Consider the following 20,163-nt stretch of genomic DNA (forward strand, 5'->3'; position numbering starts at 1 on the left):
AAGAAGACAGGATTTCGACCATGCCGATTTTGAACCGCGCCGCAGAGCTTCAGGACGAAGTTGCCGGCTGGCGGCGGAAGCTGCACGAGAACCCGGAACTTCTCTTCGACGTTCACGCCACCGCCGCGTTCGTCGCCGACAAGCTGAAGGAACTGGGTGTTGACGAGGTCGTCACCGGCCTTGGCCGCACCGGCGTCGTCGGCATCATCAAAGGCAAGGGACCAGGCCGCACGATCGGTCTTCGCGCCGACATGGACGCGCTGCCGATCAACGAGCAGACCGGCAAGCCCTGGGCCTCGAAAACACCCGGCAAGATGCATGCCTGCGGCCATGACGGCCACACGGCGATGCTGCTTGGTGCGGCAAAATACCTCGCCGAAACGCGTAATTTCACCGGTTCCGTGGCGGTCATCTTCCAGCCGGCCGAAGAAGGCGGCGGCGGCGGCAACGAGATGGTAAAAGATGGCATGATGGAGCGCTTCGGCATTGCCGAGGTCTATGGCATGCACAATTTTCCCGGCATCCCGGTCGGCACGTTCGCCATCCGCAAGGGCGCCATCATGGCCTCGACGGACGAGTTCATCATCACCGTCAAGGGGCTCGGCGGCCATGCCGCCATGCCCAACCGAGGCGTCGACCCGGTCGTTATCGGCGCGCAGATCGTCATGGCGCTTCAGACGATTGCCTCGCGCAACGCCGACCCGCTGGAATCCGTCGTCGTGTCGGTGACCAAATTCAACGCCGGCAATGCGCATAACGTCATTCCCAACGAAGCGAAGCTTGCAGGCACTGTCCGAACCCTGAAAAAGGAAATACGCGATCTCGCCGAAAAGCGCCTGAAGGAGATCGCCCACGGCATCGCGCTGGCTGCCGGCGGAAGCGCCGAAATCTGGTACGACCGCAACTATCCGGTGACCTATAACCACGATCTGGAAACCGAACACGCCATTGAAACCGCGATTTCGATTGCCGGCGAGGCCAATGTCGAGAAGAACGTCAACGCCACCATGGGCGGCGAGGATTTCTCCTACATGCTCGAAGCCCGCCCCGGCGCCTTCATCATGATCGGCAACGGCGACACCGCCGGCCTGCATCATCCCCTTTATGACTTCAACGACGAGATCATCCCGCACGGGATTTCCTATTGGGTGAAGCTGGCCGAGAGCCGGTTGGCGGGGTGAGGGAAAAATACCCCCTCTCTTGCAAAATCTAACACTTAGCCTTTGGCTAAGAGTTAGATTTTGCTTTCTCCCCCACCAAGGGGGAGACTGGAATTCGCGGGAACGGCATTCTCTCAATCTCCCCCCTTGTGGGGGAGAAAGCGATTTCGATGGCTTAGCCGAAGGCTAAACATCTGAAATCACAAGAGAGGGGGCGACGTCGAGGACTCATATCGTCCCCGAGCCCGCTACCCCACATTCTCCGCAAACAATGCCAGCGTCCGCTCCCAGGCGAGCTTGGCAGAAACCGGCTCATAGGCCGAGCGCGCGTCGCAGCTGAAACCATGCCCCGCCGGATAGATATAGACCGGCACTTCCAGGCGCTTGCTCTTGACGATTTCCGCCTTTTCGAGCGGAATCGACTGGTCGGTCTCGCCGAAATGCACGATGGTCGGACACTTGGGCGCCATGTCGGCCATGTCGGAAACCATGCCGCCATAATAGCAGGAGGCCGCCGCCAGATCGTCGCGGGAGATCGCCGCGCGATAGGCCAACGACCCGCCGAGGCAGTAGCCAACGACGCCGACCTTGCCATACTGCTTCACCGCATCGACAGCGGCACCGATGTCCAGCATCACGGCATCACGGTCAAAGTTCTGCATCATGGCGATGCCCGCCTGCACATCTTCGGGCGCGTAGCCGCGCTCGTAGCCGGGTGACTGCCGATCAAAGATCGCGGGCGCGGCAGCCACATAGCCTTCCGCTGCATAACGCTCGCAGACCGCGCGGATATGTTCGTTGACCCCGAAAATCTCCTGGAGCACGACAATCGCGCCCTTCACCTTGTCATCGGGGATAGCGATATACATCTTAATGGTCTTCCCGTCGGAAGCGGTAATGTCCAGCCATTCCGTTTTCAAAGCACTCTCCATTTTTCGCTGATAAGCGGACGTAACAAACCCGAGGCGCAAGGCCGTTTCAAGTGAAGATGCGGTAACAAATCGGAACTTCGTACATTTTCGTCACCAGCATTGACCACCCAAAGAGGATATCCCCATGGATCAACCGACAATCCAGTTCAACGACGGCAAAACCATTCCGCAGATCGGCCTCGGCGTTTGGCAGACGCCCAACGCGGAAGCCGCGCCCGCCGTGCGCAAGGCGCTCGAAGTTGGCTATCGCCATGTCGACACCGCCGCGATCTACGAGAACGAGGAAGGCGTGGGCGAAGGCATCCGCCAGTCGGGCGTAGCGCGCGGCGATATCTTCCTGACGACGAAACTCTGGAACGATCGCCAGAGCTACGACGCCGCCCTGAAGGCCTTCGACGAGAGCCTGACGCGGCTCGGCACCGACTATGTCGACCTCTTCCTCATCCACTGGCCCTCGCCCCATCGCAGCACCTATGTCGAGGCCTGGAAAGCGCTGGTGGAACTCAAGAAACAGGGCCGCGCCCGCTCCATCGGCGTCTCCAACTTCGCCGAAGAGCACCTTGAACGGATCGTTGGCGAGACCGGCGAAACGCCCGTGCTGAACCAGATCGAGCTGCATCCAGACTTCCAGCAGAAGGCGCTGCGCGCCGTGCATGAGCGGCTGGGCATACGCACACAGTCCTGGAGCCCGCTGGGCCAGGGCAAGCTGCTGGCGAACCCGGAGATCGCCAAGGTCGCAGAGCGCCTCGGCAAGTCGGTGGCCCAGGTCATCATCCGCTGGCATCTCGACAACGGCCTGATCGTCATCCCGAAATCGGTGACACCCTCGCGCATCGAAGAGAACTTCAAGGTCTTCGACTTCACGCTCGACGCTGACGCCAAGGCCGTTCTTGACGCGCTCGACGGCGACAACCGCGTCGGTCCGGACCCGATGACGGCGAAGTTCTAAGCCGGCTAACAAGCCGACAAACAAAAAGGCCCGCTTCATTCGAAACGGGCCTTTTTGATTGGAAGCCTGAGTTCTAAAATCAAGCAGCGCCGACAGCGCGGCTCTTTTCGAAGCGCTTGCGATCGTTGGCGTCGAGGAACAGCTTGCGCAGGCGGATCGACTTCGGCGTGACTTCCATCAGCTCGTCGTCCTGGATCCAGGACAGCGCGCGGTCAAGCGTCATGCGGATCGGCGGCGTCAGCTTCACGGCTTCATCCTTGCCGGCGGCGCGGATGTTGGTGAGCTGCTTGCCCTTCAGCACGTTGACTTCCAGATCGTTGTCGCGCGAGTGGATGCCGATGATCATGCCGGCATAGACCTTTTCACCCGGCTCGATGATCATCGGGCCGCGATCTTCCAGGTTGAACATGGCATAGGCAACCGCTTCGCCCGAGCCGTTCGACAGCAGCACGCCGTTGACGCGGCCGGCAATCGGGCCCTTGTAGGGCTGGTAGTCGTGGAACAGGCGGTTCATGATCGCCGTGCCGCGTGTGTCGGTGAGCAGTTCCGACTGGTAGCCGATGAGGCCGCGGGTCGGCGCGAAGAAGACGAGGCGCACGCGGTTGCCGCCCGACGGACGAAGCTCGACCATTTCGGCCTTGCGCTCGGACATCTTCTGCACGACGACGCCGGAATGTTCTTCATCCACGTCGATGACGACTTCTTCGATCGGCTCCATCGTTTCGCCGGTCGTCTCGTCCTTGTGCATGACAACGCGCGGACGCGACACGGCCAGCTCAAAGCCTTCGCGGCGCATGGTTTCGATGAGAACGGCGAGCTGCAATTCGCCACGGCCGGAGACGAAGAACGAATCCTTGCCTTCGGCTTCTTCGATCTTCAGCGCGACGTTGCCTTCGGCTTCCTTGAAGAGACGGTCGCGAATGACGCGGCTCGTCACCTTGTCGCCTTCGGTGCCGGCCAGCGGACTATCGTTGACGATGAAGGACATGGTGACCGTCGGCGGGTCGATGGGCTGCGCATGCAGCGGCTCGGAAACGGACGGGTCGCAGAACGTATCGGCAACCGTACCCTTGGAGAGACCCGCAATCGCCACGATATCGCCCGCATGGGCTTCATCGATCGCCGTGCGCTCGATGCCGCGGAAGGCGAGGATCTTGGAGATACGGCCCGTTTCGATGAGCTTGCCGTCCTGGCCGAGAACCTTGACCTGCTGGTTCGGCTTGATCGAGCCGGAATGGATGCGGCCGGTGATGATGCGGCCGAGGAAGGGGTTTGCTTCCAGGATCGTGCCGATCATGCGGAAGGCGCCGTCTTCGTCGCCGACGCTCGGCGTGGGAACATGCTGCAGAACGAGATCGAGCAGCGGTGCGAGGCCCTGATCCTTCGGGCCTTCCGGATTGACGTTCATCCAGCCGTCGCGACCTGAACCGTACAGGATCGGGAAGTCGAGCTGTTCGTCAGTGGCGTCGAGGTTTGCAAAGAGGTCGAACACCTCATTGATGACTTCCTCATGGCGGCCATCCGGACGGTCGATCTTGTTGATCGCAACGATGGGACGAAGACCAACCTTCAGCGCCTTGCCGACCACGAACTTGGTCTGCGGCATCGGGCCTTCCGAGGCGTCGACGAGAACGATAGCACCGTCCACCATCGAGAGAATGCGCTCAACTTCACCACCGAAGTCGGCGTGGCCGGGCGTGTCGACGATGTTGATGCGAACACCCTTCCACTCGACCGAGGTCGCCTTGGCAAGAATGGTGATGCCGCGTTCCTTTTCGAGGTCGTTCGAGTCCATCACGCGTTCTGCAACGCGCTGGTTTTCGCGGAACGAGCCCGACTGTTTCAGAAGCTCGTCGACAAGCGTGGTCTTGCCATGGTCAACGTGCGCGATAATCGCGATATTGCGAATTTCCATCGTCTTTAAATCTCTGAGGCTTGGGCGCGGCAAAAATGCGGGGAGGGCAGCGCCAGTTACTTTGCCGCGCTCATACCTGTTTTTTCGCGTTTGCGAAAGGGGGGTGGGCGGAATTGGAGTCGACTGCCTCGGCCCGGTTCTCCGCTCATGGCGGAGGACGCGACCGCAGCTCACCAGCTCCTCCTTGGGCTTATACCAAAGATCACTGAGAATGACCTATTTGACCGGATCGATTTTGGCTTCCGGCTAGGAGAAAACCGCAGTCGGACCACCAGGTCCGGCGAGGATTTGCGACAACGTCCGGAAGTCAAAATCGGCCGGCCCCACTCGCCAGGCCGCTTTGCTGAAAGCAAAGCGATTGCACTGGCGAGCAGCTTTATCCGTTTGCAGGATTGCAATCGCAATCCTGCGGGCGGGAGGCATGGAAATCGGCCACCGGAGGGCGTCGAAATCCTCGACCGATGCCTAAGCATCGCTCTCCGGTTTCTCCTACCCGGATGTCTGTTTCCATGCCATCAAATGGGTCATTATCAGTGACCTTTGGTATTACCCCGAAAAGCTGTTCACGCCGAATTCGTACCGGAACGTATGTTGCTTGGCATCGTCAACACCGGGCCAGCAATCTGGAGTTCAGGCTTCGGCTGTCTCTCGAACGTCATCGAGCAGAAAATGCACGATAACATAGCGTCTTGTGTAACGCTGGCCGCTGTCAGAAATGTCTTCGACGCTTCCACCGTCTGACGGATGCCAATCGCGGTAATGCGGATTGGATGTGATCAGTGTGATCGCCTTGCCCACCAGATTTCCGGAAAGGCGATAGCGCGTCTCGGCAAGGGGCCATATTTTTTCGAAATCCTCCTGGCTGATACGCGCTTTCAAAGCCTTCCGCGTGATTGCCTTCCGAGGCGAAGCATCATCCGGCGTCAGAGGTATTATGGAAATGCCGACCTCTTCCGCGTCGTTCAAGAGAAAGGCAAATTCATCTGGCCACATCCGTCTCACGTATCGCTCCTCCCAAAGCTGTCCGTCCTTCGACAACAGTATTGTAACGGTAACGCGGTGAGAGGCAATGCGCGTGTGCGCCGAGTCGAAAAATGCGGGCGGCAGAGCCGCCAGCCGGCTCAGCAATAAAGCTCGGTCCCCACCAGCTGCGCGTCGGTGTAACGTGTTCCATGCGCAAAACCGACGGGAAGCAACGTCTCTATTTCGGCGAGCTCGGAAGCACCAAGCCGGATATCGACCGCCTGCGCCAACTCCTCCAGATGGCCGGGCGATCGCGTACCGGGGATCGGGATGATATGGTCGCCCTGCGCCAGCGTCCAGGCGACTGCCAGCGCCGACGTGTTCCAGCCGTGATCGCGGGCATAGGCGCGGAAGCGCTCGATCCGGGCATTGTTGCGGACGTAATTATCGCCCATGAAGCGCGGATTGGTCTTGCGGAAATCGTCATCCGCCATGGCACTCGGATCGGGTGCCTGATCGGCGAAGACACCGCGACCAACCGGTGAGAAGGCGACGAAGGCGGTGCCGAGCCGCGCGCAAGCCTGCACGAGGCCGAGATCTGGAAGCCGCGTCCACAGCGAATATTCGTTCTGCACAGCCATGATCGGATGCACGGTGCTCGCCCGCTCAAGCGTTGCCGGAGAGATTTCGGAAAGACCGATGCCGCCGATCTTGCCCTCCGCGACCAGCTCGGCCATGAAGCCGATGGCGTCTTCCACCGGCACCTCGTGGTCGCGGCGGTGGAGGTAATAAAGCGGGATGTGGTCGACACCCAGCCGCTTCAGCGATCCTTCCAGCGCCTCGCGGATATAGGCCCGCTTATTGGAGAAGTGTCGCGTCGGCTGGGGCACGATCCCGCATTTCGAGGCGATGGTGAAGCTGTTGGCATTGTCGCGGATGAACTCGCCGATCAGCGCTTCGGAGAGGCCAGCGCCGTAGATGATCGCCGTGTCGAGATGGGAGACGCCGAGATCGAGTGCCTTCTTGAGCGTGGCGAAGCTTTCCGCCTTGTCGGTCGGCCCATACATGCCGCCAAAGCTCATACAGCCAAGGCCAAGCGCCCCGACCTCCGGTCCATTGCTGCCCAGCCTGCGTGTCATCATCGTCAAGACTCCCTGCACCTTCACATGCATGCATATCAACCGGAGTGGCCGATGCAAGGCGTCTGCCCCGCATTTCCGGCTTGCGCGGCGCGCGGCGATGCGGAAAATGCCGCCGAAGGCCAAGGAGGACAACGTCATGATGAGACCCGCAGAAGCGACCCATGGAGCTCTGCATGGCTGAACGCACCGGCCCCTCCACCCGCGCCGACTATCGCGCTTTTCGCACCATCCAGACGCGCTGGATGGACAATGACATCTACGGCCACATGAACAATGTCGTGCATTACTCGCTATTCGACACGGCCGTGAACGGCTGGCTGATCGAGGCAGGGCTGCTGGATCTGAAGGCTGGAACGGAGGTGGGGCTCGTGGTGGAAACCGGCTGCCGCTATCATGCCGAGATGATGTTTCCGGATGTGATTTCCGCGGGCATCCGCGTCGCCCGCATCGGCTCGTCCTCGGTGCGCTACGAGGTCGGCCTCTTCAGAAACGACGAGGATCAGGCCAGCGCGGAGGGTTTCTTCATTCATGTCTATGTGGACCGCGAGACGCGCCGGCCGAGGGCGTTGAGCGAAGGCATGCGGGCAGGTCTCGAAACGATTGCGGTCTGAGCGGTATCAGGGATGCGCCTTCGGCCATTCCTGTTCCTGAAGATCGGCGAGCAGCCATCGCGCCGCCTTGCCGAGCGGCATGTCGCGGCGATGCATTGTGAAGAGCGGCAGCAGGCCGGGCAGAACACCGGTATCCTCGATTTCAAGACGCACCAGCCGTCCCTGCGCCAGATGGTCGACCACCAGATGATACGGCATGTTGCACCAGCCGAAGCCTCCGAGTAGAAATTCCAGCCGGCGGCCGATATCGACAAAGCGCCAGACCCGCGGGCTCACCACGCTGAAGCTCGGGCCGCCCTGCTGCAGCGGATCGGTCAGGATCAACTGGACATGTTCCGCCAGCACCTGCCGATCGACGGGCGGCTTGGCCTGTGCCAGCGGATGGGCCGGAGACACCACCGGCACGAGCGCCACCGAGCTCAGCGGATAGGCCCGCAGCTCCTGCGACATGTTCGGCTTGAGCGCGCAAAGCGCAATCGCGGCGGTGCCGTCTCGCACCCGCCGCTCAGCGCTCCAGAGCCCTTCGGTGAAGATCGTGACGGCAAGATCGGGAAAGGTCTTTTGCAACCGCGAAAGACTGTTCAGCACCGGCGCTGTCGGCACCATGCTGTCAACGGCAATACCAAGCTCCGGCTCCAGCCCGGCCGAGATGGCGCCGGCCATGCGGGAAAACTGCTCGGCCTGGCGCAGGACCTGCCGGGCCTGCGTCGCCAGGACCCGACCGGCATCCGTCATCTTCGGCACCTTGGCGCTTCGGTCAAACAGTTGTACCTGATGGACATTTTCCAGCGATTGCACCGCATGGCTGATCGCCGATTGCGCCCGCCGCAGCTTGCGGCCGGCAGCGGAGAAGCTGCCCGTGTCCTCAATCGTCACCAGCACCAGCAATTGGTCGAGGGTCAGCGCATTCAGCATCATCCATCTCCGATTTGGATCGATGATATCGAAATTCCATCTCTTTTTCAAATGGGTCATGAAGAGTAAAGTCCGGTCATCGTCAAGTTTAGGGAATTAAGACATGGACACTGTTGCAAACGTCGGCTGGTCCGGCAAAACGATCCTCCTCTGGGTGCTGCGGATTCTTTCGGCCGGCATCTTTCTTGCAGCCGCGTTCATGAAGCTGAGCGGTCAGCAGCAGATGGTCGATGAATTCGCCATCATCGGCCTCGGCCAGGGCTTCCGCTATCTGACCGGTATTCTGGAACTCGCAGGCGGCATCGCGCTTCTTATCCCGCGCTTTTCGCCGCTCGGCGCGCTGCTTCTGCTAGCCGTGGATGCCGGCGCCTTTGTCGCGCAGGTCGCCGCCCTCCACCAGGACTGGATTCACACGATCGTCATCGGCGCGCTCCTCGTCGCAGTCGTCGCTCTGCAGCGCCCTGCTCTCAAGGCGCTGATCGGCCGCTGACCGGCCACCTTCCCCGAAAAGTGGGCATGAAAAAACCGGCCGGATCACCCCGGCCGGTCATTTTATCTATCAGAACAAGCCACGGGATCAGGCGCTGCGCGTCGGATCAAGTGTGATCTTCCAGAGCTCGTTGTCGTCGCGATCCATGAGCCGCACCGTCAATTGCTCGCTCTTGCCGTCGACATCGACAATGCCGAAGAATTGCAGGCCGGCGGACGGCGGGAGGTTCTGACCCTGCTCGGCGGTCGGCGCCTTGATGAACTTCAGCTCGGGGCCGAAGGTCATGTCGAGATCGTTCGGGCCGAAGGTTCCGGCATGAACCGGCCCGGAGACGAATTCCCAGAACGGATTGAAATCCTGGAACTGCGCCTTGTTCGGGTCGTAGTAGTGCGCGGCGGTGTAATGCACGTCCGCCGTCAGCCACACCGTGTTGTTGATGCCGGCGGTCTTGATGAAGCGCAGCAGATCGGCGATTTCGAGCTCGCGGCCCTTGGCCGGACCGTTATCGGCGTTCGCCACCGCTTCGTCGCCCTTGCGGTTGGCATAATCGTCCCACACGATCAGGCTGAGCGGCATGTCGGCGGCGATGATCTTCCAGGTCGCCCTGGAATTCGCAAGCTCGCGCTTCAGCCAGGCCACCTGCTGTTCGCCGAGAATACGCGACTTCGGCGAAAGCTCGGTTTCCAGCGCATCGTGGTTCGGGCCGCGATAGGTGCGCATGTCGAGGAAGAAGACGTCGACCATCGGACCATAGGCGATCTTGCGGTAGACCCGGCCGGGCTCGGACGGCATATAGCGGATGGGCGACATCTCGTGGAACGCACGGGCGGCGCGGGCCGAGAGAAGCTGGATCGACTTCTCCTTGTAGCGGTCGTCCTTGGAAAGGTCCTTGGAGTCCGACCAGTTGTTCAGCACTTCATGGTCGTCCCACTGGTAGAAGGTCGGACAAACGGCCGAGAACTCGCGGACATGCTTGTCCATCATGTTGTATTTCCACTGCGCGCGATATTCGTCGAGCGTTTCGGCGACCTTGCGTTTTTCGTCGATGAGAACGACGTTCTTCCACTTGGTGCCGTCCTTGAACTCCACCTCGTCCTTCATCGGCCCGTCGGCATAGATGGTGTCGCCGGAATGCAGGAAGAAATCCGGCTGATGCTTGGCCATCGTGGCATAGGTCTTCATGCCGGTCTCATCGATGCCCCAACCCTGCCCGGCCGTATCCCCCGACCAGACGAAACGCACGTTACGGCGCGACGAGGGCGCGGTGCGGAAACGACCAATGATCGGCTCGGAGACATTATTGATGTCCTGCAGATCGGCGGCAACGAAGCGGTAGAAGATGTCCTGGTCGGACGGCAGGCCCTCGATCAGCCGCTTCGCGGCGAAATCGCTATCCGGCATGGCATTGACCCAGGGTAGACGCACGGCATTTGTAAAGCTCTCGGTGGTCGCATATTCCATCATGATCCGCGCCGGGCGGTCGGTACGCGCCCACACCATGCCGGATGTCATATCGACATCGCCGGACTGTACGCCGTGAGTAAAGACGGGACGGGATGCGGCTTTCACATAGGCCGGAAGCGAAAGGCCGGACGCGGCCGCAAGACCGGTAACACCGGCAGATTGCAGAAAGCGGCGGCGCGAAAATTGCAGGTTGGTCATGATGATCCTCTCCTGATCGTGAGCGGGAAAATACCCGCGCGGGAGGATGGGATCGCTTCGTGTCAGCGCCTTGAAGCTCACGTGACGATGAAGAAAAGCTTTTGTGACGCCCCAGGCACCAGACGCGAAAAGGCCCCGCCGCAGGGATCGGCGGGGCCTCGAAGGCAACTCCCACAAGAGGAAAACAGGCTCCCCTCCGGAATTGCACTGAAACATGTCACGCCGGCATGAACGAACCGAACGTGACCTCCGTGTCGATGACCGGGACCATGGTGCCACGGGAATGCGAGTAGACATCGCTCGTCCCCGTAACCTGGAACCCCAGCTTGTCCTGCACCTTCAGCGAGGCCGGATTGTCGGCAATCGCGCCGGCATAGAGCGTTTCGCCCATCATCCTGCCGATGAAGCGCTCGACAAGCGCGCTCACCGCCTCGGTCATATACCCGTCACCCCAATGAGAGGGCGACAGCCAATAGCCGAGGTGCCAGCCGGTGCGGTCGCCGGCGTCGCGCCATTCGATGGTGATGCAGCCTTCCAGCGCACCGCCGTCGAAGGTGATGGCATAGGCCCAGCCGTTTATTTCGCCAGCTTCCCAGAGCCGGATCCAGTCCAGCGCATCGTCGCTGGCATAGGGAACCGGAACCGAGGTCAGCATGCGGACGACCCGGATATCCTGCATCGCAGCAGCAATCCGGTACTGGTCCTCCGGCTTCAGCTTGCGCAGCGTCTGCCGCGGCGTGCGGATCGTCGGCTGGCTGGCGAAATCGAGGCTGCGGGTCGGTAACAGGGCGGACCGTTGGCTCCTCTGCGGAAGTGCGAGCGCGCTCATCTCGAACCTCCCCAGCTTCTCAACGACATCCAGGTGCGCCGGTCGAGCCTGTACCATTCGACCGGAACCGGCCCGCCCATCGCGAGAACCGAGACCATGCCCGTGCCCTGGAACTGGAACCCGCACTTGTGGATGACCCGCCGCGAGGCGACATTGACAACCCGGCACCGGGCATCGATCGTCTCGATCGGCCCGGAGCGGAAGGCAATGTCGACGAGGACCTGCGCGGCCTCCGTTGCATAGCCCTGGTTCCAGAAGGGTTCGCCCAGCCAGTAGCCGATCTCGGCGCGCTCGGGATCGCGGGGATCCTGCTCGATCCCGCAGCAACCGAGAAGTCGACCGTCGTCCGCCTTGGTGATGGCATAGACGGCCTTGCCAATCCCGCCATGGGCGGCACGACCGACAAAGGCTCGCGCATCGGCCACCGTGTAAGGGTGGGGCATGCGCGAAACCATCGTGGCGATTTTGGCATTGTTGGCGAGATGGGCAAGGGCGTCGATGTCGTCATTGTGGGGAGCGCGCAAGACAAGCCGCTCGGATAACAGGACGGGGGACGCACTTAACGCTCTCTGCGGCGCAGATTGCGGTTCGGGCCGCTCTATCGGGGACCGGGATGGTCCCTCTCTCAACAGTTCGCTTTGCATCGGTTCAGTCCTTTCTGAGACAAAAGAAAAAGGGGAGTTGGGTATCGCCCCATCTCCCCTTTTTGTCTCTGGCCTGAACCTGTTTCCAGGGTGCGCCAGCCGGGTCCATGGGACGCCGGCTGTTTTAGAGCGCTACCGGCTTATTCCGCTGCTTCTGCCGCTTTCGGCATTACGGACACGTACGTGCGGCCGTTGCCTTTCGTACGGAAGTTCACATTGCCGGCGGTAAGCGCAAAAATCGTATGATCCTTGCCGAGGCCGACGTTGTCGCCAACGTGCCACTGCGTACCGCGCTGACGCACGATGATGTTGCCTGCAACGACGGCTTCGCCGCCGAACTTCTTCACGCCAAGGCGCTTGGACTGCGAGTCGCGACCGTTGCGCGAGGAGCCGCCAGCTTTTTTGTGTGCCATGGGAGTTCTCCTTTAAACCTAGTTCTTACTTGCCGGCCGCGATGTCCAGGATACGGACAGTCGTCTGATGCTGGCGATGACCACGGGTGCGCTTGGAATTCTGCCGACGGCGCTTCTTGAAGGCAATGACCTTCTTGGCGCGGCCATGTTCGACAACTTCCGCCGTCACGACAGCGCCTTCCACAACGGGAGCGCCGATCTTCGTGCCAACCATGAGAACTTCGGTGAATTCGATCTTGGCGCCTGCTTCGCCTTCCAGCTTTTCAACTGTCAGAACGTCGTTGGCGGCCACGCGGTACTGCTTACCGCCGGTCTTGATGACTGCGAACATTTTTTAACCTTTCATGTCCGTTCCGGCTCTTTCCGCACAATGTTGCACAGACGGCCGTCTTTTTATCAGTCGATTGAGCAGGAGTTCCAAAGCCTTGCGACCTCGCCTCACCTGCCGGTGAAACCCGCAAGTCCTGCGGGTACAAACGGCGGACGGAGTCCGTGCCATTTGACCGTCGCGGGATACGTGAAGGTTGAATGACTGTCAACCCAAGGCCCGATGATTTCTTGCATTTTCGCTCTTGCCAGCCCATCTAACTCTCGCTATGAGACAGCCCGCGCGTCAAACCGCGCCGACCAGACATGCGGAGAGGTGGCAGAGTGGTCGAATGCACCGCACTCGAAATGCGGCATACCTTCACGGGTATCGTGGGTTCAAATCCCACCCTCTCCGCCATTCTGAACCATTGAATTTGTCTTTCAAGCTGGGCCTGTGACCTGGTTTTGTACCGTACGTTACGCCAAGTATTTAAATGTATTTGACGAGATCGGGCGATCGCTTTTGCTTCCCATTGGGCATTCCGACAATCGATCCCGTCGTCGCACGCATCCGATGGCTGCGAAACAAGACGCTCGCTAAGAACGGCGGCGGTGGCAAACGCCGCCGGCGCGCATGACCAAACTGAGACCAGATACGCTCTTCGCCGCCCTTCGGGGCGGTGTCTTCATGTGCCTGAGATTGCCGCCTTGAGAAAGGACACATATTTCAGTTGCAAGCCGGGCACGAATTGCTCGAGAACCGCGCAGCCAGAGAGATATTTGACCGACGCGTTCCTTTCTCCCCTGGCCTTTCTGGCCAGTGCCAGCCCCGTGTCCGGCGTTCCGTCAGGCATCCGGAGAATCTGATCGAGACCCAAATCGATGAGATCGGAAGCCTCGCCGTTCTGCAGTTTGGTGATAGCCTCCGCCGTCAGGCCGGCATTTTTGCGGCTGATGAAGACATAGAAGTCGAGGCCCCGGATGAGCGATTTGTATTTCTGGAATTCCGCTGTCAGTCCCGCAGCCAGATAGCTTTTCAGCGCGCTCTCCCTCACCACCTCTTCCGTCGACCACTGGCTTGCATTGTAGCGGTAAATGATCGAGGGATCGCTCTTGAGTTTGCCGATGACCCAGAAGGCAAAGGCGAGCTGCCAGTCGCAGAATCCTCCCCTCGTAGGATGGCGGGAAAGAAAAAACCTCGTCAGGTCCATGAATGGCGCTGTGCGAAATATGCTGTAATAGGCGACATTGCTGCCGTCGCTATAGGCCAGATAGTCACGCAGCCTAAGCCCCGGATCGTCCTTCTCGAGCCCGAACTCCTGCCTTCTTACAGGTCCCATGCCGGGCAGAAACATCTCGGTGACCGGCTTGACGCCGATATAGTCGTCACCGAGTGCGCCAAGATCGACCGGCACGACTTCCGGGTTGCTGAAGATCTCATCGTCATCGCCGATCTGCAGCAGAAACGGTGTCCTTGCGGCGCCAAGCGCCGACAGTTGATTGTCCGTCGCCGCAATCGGAGCCTCGGGAATGTAATGCAGCACCGGTGACCGTCCCTGCCAGTAGGCCGCCTTTTCAGCATCCCTGGAATTGTCCGAAACGATCAGCACCGCATCGCGAGCCTCGCAAAATGCGACTGCCGTCTCGATAGCCCGCCGGGAATTTGCAAAATCCCTGTTGCTGGGCATACAAACTGACAATTCCGGCATGACTTTCGGCTCCGTGACGAAGGGATTCGCTGCTGCTCATGATTTCAGCCCCACCCAAGTGAAGTCAACGCCCCGCAGAGAGCGGCGAATGAACTTGCCCGGCACAATTTCAGGCTCGCGCAATCAAAAGAGAAAATGCTGTGCATGTGAGCAGGAAGCACATGCAGTTGCGAATCATCCGTGCAAGAGCTTTGGATATGGAGCACGTTGCCAACGGTCTCTTTCTTGACGCAGACGATATTGTATTCGTGGCCGGATCAAGAGAGTTTGCAAATGCCGCGACCCTGACAGGAATGGGATCGCGCGATGGAGCGGTCAGACCACCGCAATCGGGCCAGATATGAAGAACAGGACGGATCCAGGAGCATGACAGAGCAGCGGCTTCAAGGACTGCAATATCCAATCCCCTACGTGAAGCCCTCGATCACGGATCTGGAAATTGCCTATGTCAATGATGCCATTCGCACCGGATGGGGGCCGCGCTGTTATGATTACATCAACCGCCTGGAAGCCGACTTCGCCAAATGGCTGGGGGTGAAACATGCGGTCGCCACCTCCAGCTGCACCGGCGCGCTGCATATGGGCCTGCACGCTTTGGGGATCGGTTCGGGCGACGAGGTCATTCTGGCTGATACCAACTGGATCGCCTCCGTGGCACCCGTCGTGCATCTCGGAGCCACGCCCGTTTTCGTGGATATCCTCGAAGACAGCTGGTGCCTTGACCCCGCCCAGGTGGAAGCCGCCATCACATCACGCACAAAGGCAATCCTGGCGGTGCATCTTTACGGCAATCTGTGCGAGATGGACCGTCTGCGAAAACTTGCGTCAGACCACGGCATTCCTCTGATCGAAGACGCGGCCGAGGCCATCGGATCCGTCTGGAAAGGCGCACGGGCGGGCTCCATGGGGAAATTCGGGGTCTTTTCCTTTCATGGCACGAAGACCGTAACCACCGGAGAAGGTGGCATGTTCGCCACCAGCGACAACGCGCTTTATGAACGTGTGCGGTCACTCAACAACCATGGTCGGCATCCGGCGCAAACGAAACAGTTCTGGGCAGACGAGATCGGCTTCAAATATCGCATGTCCAACCTCGACGCGGCACTCGGCTGCGCACAATTGGAGCGCGTTGAAGAACTGGTCGCGCGCAAACGGGAGATCCTTGCGGGCTACAGGAAGCGACTGTCCGCGGTACAGCAGATCAGTCTCAATCCCGAGCCGGCAGACGGTATCAATGGCGCATGGATGCCCACAGCCGTCTTTGTATCGGAGGCCGGAGTCACGCGTGAGGCGCTTCTTGCGGCCTTCAAGGCCTGCCAGATCGATGCGCGGGTCTTTTTCTACCCGCTCTCCGATCAGCCGATGTTTTCGCCAGTACAATCGAACACCCGCGCTCGCGACATATCGTCTCGTGCTATCAATCTTCCGAGCTTTTATGATATGACCGAGACTGATTTGGACCGCGTCGTATCCACCTTACTGTCCTTCGTGAAAGACTGATTAAAAATGAAAGACGATCGACAGGAGTTCGAAGACATGCGCCGTGCCAAGTCTCTGGCATTGGGTAACGATGGCGCAGCTTTTGACCGGGCGGTTGAGTTGCTGGTGGACCTTGACCGCTACAACTACTCCTATCTCTGGACGTGGATGGGCGTGCCGGTGATCCAGTTGCCCGCCGACATCATGGCCACGCAAGAGGTGATCTGGAACAGCAAGCCCGACGTGATTGTCGAGACGGGCGTCGCCCGCGGCGGCTCCGTTCTGATGCTGGCGTCATTGCTTCAGCTCACCGGCGGACGGAAGGTGATCGGCGTCGATATCGACATCCGCGCGCATAACCGGGACAGTATCGAAAACCATCCGATGAGCAGGCATGTGGAACTGATCGAAGGCAGTTCCACGTCGCCGGAGACGCTTGAGAAGGTTCGGTCGCATATCAATCCCGGCGATCGGGTCATGGTCATTCTCGACAGCGACCACTCGTTCGAACATGTGCTCAACGAATTGCGGACCTATGGCCCGATCGTGACGGAAGGTTGCTATCTCGTCGTCGCGGACACGCTTTTAGGTTTCCTCTCCGAGGATCAGACGCCGCGCGAACGTTCACACGTCTGGCTGAAGGGCAATGAACCCCTGAGCGCCATACGCCAATATGTGACAGAGACAGATCGTTTCGAACTCGACGAGGTTCTCAACGGCAAACTGGTCATGTCCTCTTCGCCTGCGGGTTATTACCGCTGTATCAAATGAACACGACGTTGCATCTGCGCCAGGTCCGCGAAGCCGACAAGGAGGTTCTTTGCTCCATTCGGCAGGACGCGCTGATGCTCGATGCGCTCATGAGCTACCCTGACCCGGAGCCGATAGGCCGCGATGCGGCGGAAGGCTGGATCAAGGCAAGGCAAATGGATGCCACCCGCGTCGTGCGGAGCATTGCCGACGATAAGGATCGCGCCGTTGGCTATGTGCAGATCACGGGCCAGCATGGCAAGGGACGCTTTGCCTGGTTTGCGATTGCATTGGCTCGGGAAGCTCAGGGCAAGGGGCTCGGTGCGGACGCCATGAAACTGCTCATGGCCTTCGCCTGCGATGAGTTACAGCTCCGGAAACTGCTTTGTGAAGTGCGCACCGACAATTCCCGCGCCATCAGGCTCTATACGCGTCTCGGCTTTTCGACCGTGGGTACGCTTGCGCGACACTACCTTGATCTGTCCGGCCATTGGCGAGACGTGAACATCATGGAGCGCATGTTGCCATGACCACGATTGTGATCTCCCAGCCGATGTACTTCCCCTGGGCTGGATTTCTCGATTTGATGAGGCACGCCGACGTGCTGATCTGGCTGGATGATGTGCAATTTTCCAAAGGTTCCTTCACCAATCGGGTCCAGGTGAAGCTGCCCTCGGGGACGCATTGGATGACCGTGCCTCTGGAGGGAAAGGGCACGGGGCAAAAGATTGCCGACCTCAGTGCCGCGGGAGATGGCTGGATCTCGTCGCATCGCGCAATGCTGGGACAGAGCCTTGCGAAATACCCCTTTGTACAAATGGCCCTCGACGTCTTTGATGCCGTAACCGAGCCGGCCTTGCCTTTGAACGAAACCTTGATCCGGAGCGCGGAATTGCTCCTTGAGGCTCTGGATGTTCCCCTGCCCCCACGCCTCCGCGCCAGCGAAATGGGCGTTCAGGACCGCTCCTGGCAACGTGTTCTCGATCTGGTCAAGGCTGCGGGCGGCACCCGGTATCTCAGCGCCGCTGGCGGTGCGCGCTATCTTCGTCACGATGCTTTTGATGACGCGGGCATTGCCGTTGTCTATGCCGACTACGCTTTCACCCCCTGGCCGCAAGGCCATGGAAGTTTTACACCCTTTGTAACCGGTCTCGACTTGCTGGCCAGCAGGGGCAGGGAGGGAACGCGTCATCTCGACGCCCGCCTCGTACCCTGGGCCGATTATCTTCCGATGAAAGGAATAGCGCCCCAATGACGAACGCCGCCCTCGATTTTGCAGAAAACGGCTACATCCTCCTCAAGGGATTCTATGATGTGGCCGATGACATCGCGCCCATCCAGGAAACCGCGCGCCAGATCATAGCCCACGTGGCCACCCAGCATGGCGTCGCCGCTCCTCATGCGACGTGGGAAGAGGCATCCACCGTCGGGCTGATGGCACTCGCCACGCATGACCGGCGCCTTGGTGCGCTGGTCTATGACGCCGTCAAACACATTCCGGCGCTGGGGCGGCTTGTGTACAAGCGCCGCAACGAAGAACTTCTCGCCACCCTGCGGGATGGCCTGCTGCCGGGCGTTGCCTATGACGGCTATGGAATCCGGCTCGATTTTCCGCACGAGGAAAAGTTCAGGGCCTATTGGCACCAGGAGTTCCCGGCCCAGCAACGAAGCCTCGACGGCGTGGTTTTCTGGACACCGCTCGTGCCGATCCTCGACGACATGGGACCAGTGCAGGTCGCGCCGCGATCTCACCGCGAGGGGCCAATCGCAACCGTCGAAGATAGTGGCGGCGTGGGGCGCACCGGGGCCTATTCCATGCGCTTGCCGGACGAGGAAGCGCTGGTGGGCAAATATGACATCATCGCACCGCTGACCGAACCCGGCGATCTGCTGGTCATGGATTACCTGACCTTGCACCAGTCGGGCTACAATGTTTCGGACAGGGCCCGCTGGTCCGTGCAGTTCCGCCTTTTCAATTACAACAACACGACGGCGATCAAGACCGGCTGGCAGCGCACGGCTGCACCCACTGCCGAGCTGTTTGATATCGCCCGCGCCGATTACATGGGCCGTAAAGGGACGGATTGATGCTTTGCCGTCTCTGCCATTCCGACTGCGGGTCGCCTCTCCTGGATTTTCCCAGCCCCTCCATCGTCTCCACGACCGCCATTCTGGACGCGCCCACAACGGCCTATGTCTGCCCTTCCTGCGGACACATCCAGAAACCGGATTTCGCGGAAGTCGATGCGTTCTATGACCAGAGCTACCGGATCTCCCTCGACAGTGGCGACCACGACCAGCTCTATGCGGTTGTGAATGGCCAGCCGGTCTATCGAACGCAATTCCAGGCGGAGCTCGCCACACGCCTTCTGGACATCGGCAGCCGCATGGCCGTGCTGGACTATGGTTGCGGCAAGGCCGCCACGCTCGAACGGATCAGGCAAAATATTCCCGGGATCACGCCCGCAGTCTTCGACATTTCGTCCAGCTACAAGGCACATTGGGATCGGTGGATCGCTCCGGGAGACCAGGCCATGTATCGTGTGCCGCCGGAGTGGTCGGGCCGCTTTGACAGGGTGATGGCGCATTTCGTCCTCGAACACGCCACGGATCCACGAGACGTATTCTCCGAAATAGGACGCGTGCTTGCGCCCGGTGGCAAAGCCTTCGTCACGGTTCCCGATGTCTTCGGAAATCCAGGCGATCTTCTGGTCATCGACCATGTCAACCACTTCACACCTGCTTCCCTGTCTCGCGCGGCCACGGAGTCAGGATTGGCGCTGGAAAGCCTCAGTGACGGAGACTACCGCGGTGCTTACGTGGCCATTTTCGTCAAGGGAGAGGCAAAGGCCTGCCCCACTGGAACCGGCAATATCCAGGCGATCGCCGAAGACTGGCGTGCGTCTCGCGCGCGCATCATTGCCCATGCCGATGCCCATGCCGGCGCGGATGTGGAAATCTATGGCGCCGGTTTTTACGGTGCTTTCATCGCCATGCTGGTGAAGGATCGCCAGAGGGTGCTGCATTTCCTTGATCGCAACCCGTTCCTGCAGGGGACGACGCTTTTCGGCATCCCGGTGCGCAATCCCGACGACGTGCTAGGGCGACCCGCCCACGACGCCCCGAGAACACTGTATGCCGGACTGAACCCGGCTGTTGCGGCAACTGTCATGGACGGCTGGTGCACCCAAAGCGGGCGCGACCCGCTGAGCATCATCTACATCTGAGCGCACACCCATGCCAGCTTGTTAAAGCGAGCTGACGTATAGCGACTCCTCCAAACGCGCCTGC

Annotated in this window: 21 protein-coding genes and 1 tRNA gene; 11 read left to right on the forward strand and 11 right to left on the reverse strand. The window is 60.2% G+C overall.

The features are described from left to right. Positions 1-20: 20 nt before the first annotated feature. Positions 21-1,181 (forward strand): M20 aminoacylase family protein, encoded by a 1,161-nt coding sequence (locus ABID16_RS21420; protein WP_354558409.1) that lies wholly within the window; start codon positions 21-23, stop codon positions 1,179-1,181. Positions 1,182-1,408: 227 nt separating this feature from the next. Here ABID16_RS21420 and ABID16_RS21425 read toward each other — a convergent pair whose 3' ends face one another. Further along, positions 1,409-2,029, reverse strand: a complete 621-nt coding sequence (locus tag ABID16_RS21425) for a dienelactone hydrolase family protein (RefSeq protein WP_435532461.1) — start codon at positions 2,027-2,029, stop codon at positions 1,409-1,411. Positions 2,030-2,216: 187 nt separating this feature from the next. Here ABID16_RS21425 and ABID16_RS21430 point away from each other — a divergent pair, with 187 nt between their 5' ends. After that, entirely contained in the window at positions 2,217-3,041 is an 825-nt protein-coding gene (locus ABID16_RS21430; RefSeq protein ID WP_354558411.1) for an aldo/keto reductase, read from the forward strand. A gap of 79 nt (positions 3,042-3,120) precedes the next feature. Here the strand turns inward: ABID16_RS21430 and typA are convergent, their stop codons facing one another. From typA to ABID16_RS21445, 3 genes are all read right to left on the reverse strand, one after another. After that, entirely contained in the window at positions 3,121-4,956 is a 1,836-nt protein-coding gene (gene typA / locus ABID16_RS21435; RefSeq protein WP_354558412.1) for a translational GTPase TypA, read from the reverse strand. 630 nt (positions 4,957-5,586) lie between these two features. After that, positions 5,587-5,949: a hypothetical protein gene (locus ABID16_RS21440; RefSeq protein ID WP_354558443.1), complete on the reverse strand. Its 363-nt coding sequence runs from the start codon at positions 5,947-5,949 to the stop codon at positions 5,587-5,589. Positions 5,950-6,077: 128 nt separating this feature from the next. Continuing rightward, positions 6,078-7,061 (reverse strand): aldo/keto reductase, encoded by a 984-nt coding sequence (locus ABID16_RS21445; RefSeq protein WP_354558413.1) that lies wholly within the window; start codon positions 7,059-7,061, stop codon positions 6,078-6,080. 173 nt (positions 7,062-7,234) lie between these two features. Between ABID16_RS21445 and ABID16_RS21450 the strand changes: the two genes are divergently transcribed. Beyond that, positions 7,235-7,672 carry an acyl-CoA thioesterase gene (locus tag ABID16_RS21450; RefSeq protein ID WP_354558414.1) on the forward strand — a complete coding sequence of 146 codons (438 nt, stop codon included), beginning with the start codon at positions 7,235-7,237 and terminating at the stop codon, positions 7,670-7,672. A gap of 6 nt (positions 7,673-7,678) precedes the next feature. Here the strand turns inward: ABID16_RS21450 and ABID16_RS21455 are convergent, their stop codons facing one another. Beyond that, on the reverse strand, positions 7,679-8,647 hold the full coding sequence (locus ABID16_RS21455; protein WP_354558415.1) for a LysR family transcriptional regulator: 969 nt from the start codon (positions 8,645-8,647) through the stop codon (positions 7,679-7,681). A gap of 43 nt (positions 8,648-8,690) precedes the next feature. Here ABID16_RS21455 and ABID16_RS21460 point away from each other — a divergent pair, with 43 nt between their 5' ends. Continuing rightward, on the forward strand, positions 8,691-9,077 hold the full coding sequence (locus ABID16_RS21460; protein WP_354558416.1) for a DoxX family protein: 387 nt from the start codon (positions 8,691-8,693) through the stop codon (positions 9,075-9,077). Between the two features lie 87 nt (positions 9,078-9,164). Here ABID16_RS21460 and ABID16_RS21465 read toward each other — a convergent pair whose 3' ends face one another. From ABID16_RS21465 to rplU, 5 genes are all read right to left on the reverse strand, one after another. Beyond that, positions 9,165-10,739 carry an alkaline phosphatase D family protein gene (locus ABID16_RS21465; protein ID WP_354558417.1) on the reverse strand — a complete coding sequence of 525 codons (1,575 nt, stop codon included), beginning with the start codon at positions 10,737-10,739 and terminating at the stop codon, positions 9,165-9,167. A gap of 217 nt (positions 10,740-10,956) precedes the next feature. Then, positions 10,957-11,568, reverse strand: coding sequence for a GNAT family N-acetyltransferase (locus tag ABID16_RS21470; protein ID WP_354558418.1), 612 nt, complete (start codon positions 11,566-11,568; stop codon positions 10,957-10,959). Continuing rightward, complete coding sequence (locus ABID16_RS21475) at positions 11,565-12,212, reverse strand: GNAT family N-acetyltransferase (protein WP_354558419.1); 648 nt, start codon at positions 12,210-12,212, stop codon at positions 11,565-11,567. The genes ABID16_RS21470 and ABID16_RS21475 overlap by 4 nt, the downstream gene beginning before the upstream one ends. A 140-nt stretch (positions 12,213-12,352) precedes the next feature. Beyond that, complete coding sequence (rpmA, locus tag ABID16_RS21480) at positions 12,353-12,625, reverse strand: 50S ribosomal protein L27 (protein ID WP_354558420.1); 273 nt, start codon at positions 12,623-12,625, stop codon at positions 12,353-12,355. Between the two features lie 25 nt (positions 12,626-12,650). Beyond that, complete coding sequence (gene rplU, locus ABID16_RS21485) at positions 12,651-12,956, reverse strand: 50S ribosomal protein L21 (protein ID WP_354558421.1); 306 nt, start codon at positions 12,954-12,956, stop codon at positions 12,651-12,653. A 306-nt stretch (positions 12,957-13,262) separates the two neighbouring features. Here rplU and ABID16_RS21490 point away from each other — a divergent pair. Next, positions 13,263-13,352, forward strand: a tRNA-Ser gene (locus ABID16_RS21490). Between the two features lie 268 nt (positions 13,353-13,620). On the opposite strand, the gene ABID16_RS21495 is transcribed toward ABID16_RS21490, so the two are convergent. Continuing rightward, entirely contained in the window at positions 13,621-14,622 is a 1,002-nt protein-coding gene (locus tag ABID16_RS21495) for a glycosyltransferase family protein (protein ID WP_354558422.1), read from the reverse strand. A gap of 387 nt (positions 14,623-15,009) precedes the next feature. Here ABID16_RS21495 and ABID16_RS21500 point away from each other — a divergent pair, with 387 nt between their 5' ends. Genes ABID16_RS21500 through ABID16_RS21525 form a run of 6 tightly spaced genes read left to right on the forward strand, consistent with a single transcriptional unit; the run spans position 15,010 to position 20,099 of the window. Beyond that, entirely contained in the window at positions 15,010-16,143 is a 1,134-nt protein-coding gene (locus ABID16_RS21500; RefSeq protein WP_435532459.1) for a DegT/DnrJ/EryC1/StrS family aminotransferase, read from the forward strand. 6 nt (positions 16,144-16,149) lie between these two features. Continuing rightward, entirely contained in the window at positions 16,150-16,893 is a 744-nt protein-coding gene (locus ABID16_RS21505) for a cephalosporin hydroxylase family protein (RefSeq protein WP_354558423.1), read from the forward strand. Beyond that, positions 16,890-17,402 (forward strand): GNAT family N-acetyltransferase, encoded by a 513-nt coding sequence (locus ABID16_RS21510; RefSeq protein WP_354558424.1) that lies wholly within the window; start codon positions 16,890-16,892, stop codon positions 17,400-17,402. Before ABID16_RS21505 ends, ABID16_RS21510 begins: the two co-directional genes overlap by 4 nt. After that, entirely contained in the window at positions 17,399-18,127 is a 729-nt protein-coding gene (locus tag ABID16_RS21515) for a WbqC family protein (protein ID WP_354558425.1), read from the forward strand. Before ABID16_RS21510 ends, ABID16_RS21515 begins: the two co-directional genes overlap by 4 nt. Next, the gene (locus ABID16_RS21520; RefSeq protein WP_354558426.1) at positions 18,124-18,960 is read left to right on the forward strand and encodes a phytanoyl-CoA dioxygenase family protein; all 837 of its coding nucleotides are present in this window, start codon (positions 18,124-18,126) and stop codon (positions 18,958-18,960) included. The genes ABID16_RS21515 and ABID16_RS21520 overlap by 4 nt, the downstream gene beginning before the upstream one ends. Then, positions 18,960-20,099 carry a class I SAM-dependent methyltransferase gene (locus tag ABID16_RS21525; RefSeq protein ID WP_354558427.1) on the forward strand — a complete coding sequence of 380 codons (1,140 nt, stop codon included), beginning with the start codon at positions 18,960-18,962 and terminating at the stop codon, positions 20,097-20,099. Before ABID16_RS21520 ends, ABID16_RS21525 begins: the two co-directional genes overlap by 1 nt. Positions 20,100-20,163 lie beyond the last annotated feature (64 nt).

Source organism: Limnomicrobium aquaticum (genome assembly GCF_040545545.1).
GTDB classification, from domain to species: Bacteria; Pseudomonadota; Alphaproteobacteria; order Rhizobiales; family Rhizobiaceae; genus Ensifer_A; species Ensifer_A aquaticum.

Coding starts and splice junctions, on each gene's coding strand:
- ABID16_RS21440 (WP_354558443.1), bottom strand. CDS start 5,949: ATGTGGCCAGATGAATTTGCCTTTCTCTTGAACGACGCGGAAGAGGTC.
- rplU (WP_354558421.1), bottom strand. CDS start 12,956: ATGTTCGCAGTCATCAAGACCGGCGGTAAGCAGTACCGCGTGGCCGCC.
- ABID16_RS21460 (WP_354558416.1), top strand. CDS start 8,691: ATGGACACTGTTGCAAACGTCGGCTGGTCCGGCAAAACGATCCTCCTC.
- ABID16_RS21520 (WP_354558426.1), top strand. CDS start 18,124: ATGACGAACGCCGCCCTCGATTTTGCAGAAAACGGCTACATCCTCCTC.
- ABID16_RS21425 (WP_435532461.1), bottom strand. CDS start 2,029: ATGTATATCGCTATCCCCGATGACAAGGTGAAGGGCGCGATTGTCGTG.
- ABID16_RS21420 (WP_354558409.1), top strand. CDS start 21: ATGCCGATTTTGAACCGCGCCGCAGAGCTTCAGGACGAAGTTGCCGGC.
- ABID16_RS21430 (WP_354558411.1), top strand. CDS start 2,217: ATGGATCAACCGACAATCCAGTTCAACGACGGCAAAACCATTCCGCAG.
- ABID16_RS21505 (WP_354558423.1), top strand. CDS start 16,150: ATGAAAGACGATCGACAGGAGTTCGAAGACATGCGCCGTGCCAAGTCT.
- ABID16_RS21455 (WP_354558415.1), bottom strand. CDS start 8,647: ATGACCCATTTGAAAAAGAGATGGAATTTCGATATCATCGATCCAAAT.
- ABID16_RS21465 (WP_354558417.1), bottom strand. CDS start 10,739: ATGACCAACCTGCAATTTTCGCGCCGCCGCTTTCTGCAATCTGCCGGT.
- ABID16_RS21445 (WP_354558413.1), bottom strand. CDS start 7,061: ATGATGACACGCAGGCTGGGCAGCAATGGACCGGAGGTCGGGGCGCTT.
- ABID16_RS21470 (WP_354558418.1), bottom strand. CDS start 11,568: ATGAGCGCGCTCGCACTTCCGCAGAGGAGCCAACGGTCCGCCCTGTTA.
- ABID16_RS21495 (WP_354558422.1), bottom strand. CDS start 14,622: ATGCCCAGCAACAGGGATTTTGCAAATTCCCGGCGGGCTATCGAGACG.
- ABID16_RS21500 (WP_435532459.1), top strand. CDS start 15,010: ATGACAGAGCAGCGGCTTCAAGGACTGCAATATCCAATCCCCTACGTG.
- ABID16_RS21475 (WP_354558419.1), bottom strand. CDS start 12,212: ATGCAAAGCGAACTGTTGAGAGAGGGACCATCCCGGTCCCCGATAGAG.
- ABID16_RS21515 (WP_354558425.1), top strand. CDS start 17,399: ATGACCACGATTGTGATCTCCCAGCCGATGTACTTCCCCTGGGCTGGA.
- ABID16_RS21450 (WP_354558414.1), top strand. CDS start 7,235: ATGGCTGAACGCACCGGCCCCTCCACCCGCGCCGACTATCGCGCTTTT.
- ABID16_RS21525 (WP_354558427.1), top strand. CDS start 18,960: ATGCTTTGCCGTCTCTGCCATTCCGACTGCGGGTCGCCTCTCCTGGAT.
- rpmA (WP_354558420.1), bottom strand. CDS start 12,625: ATGGCACACAAAAAAGCTGGCGGCTCCTCGCGCAACGGTCGCGACTCG.
- ABID16_RS21510 (WP_354558424.1), top strand. CDS start 16,890: ATGAACACGACGTTGCATCTGCGCCAGGTCCGCGAAGCCGACAAGGAG.
- typA (WP_354558412.1), bottom strand. CDS start 4,956: ATGGAAATTCGCAATATCGCGATTATCGCGCACGTTGACCATGGCAAG.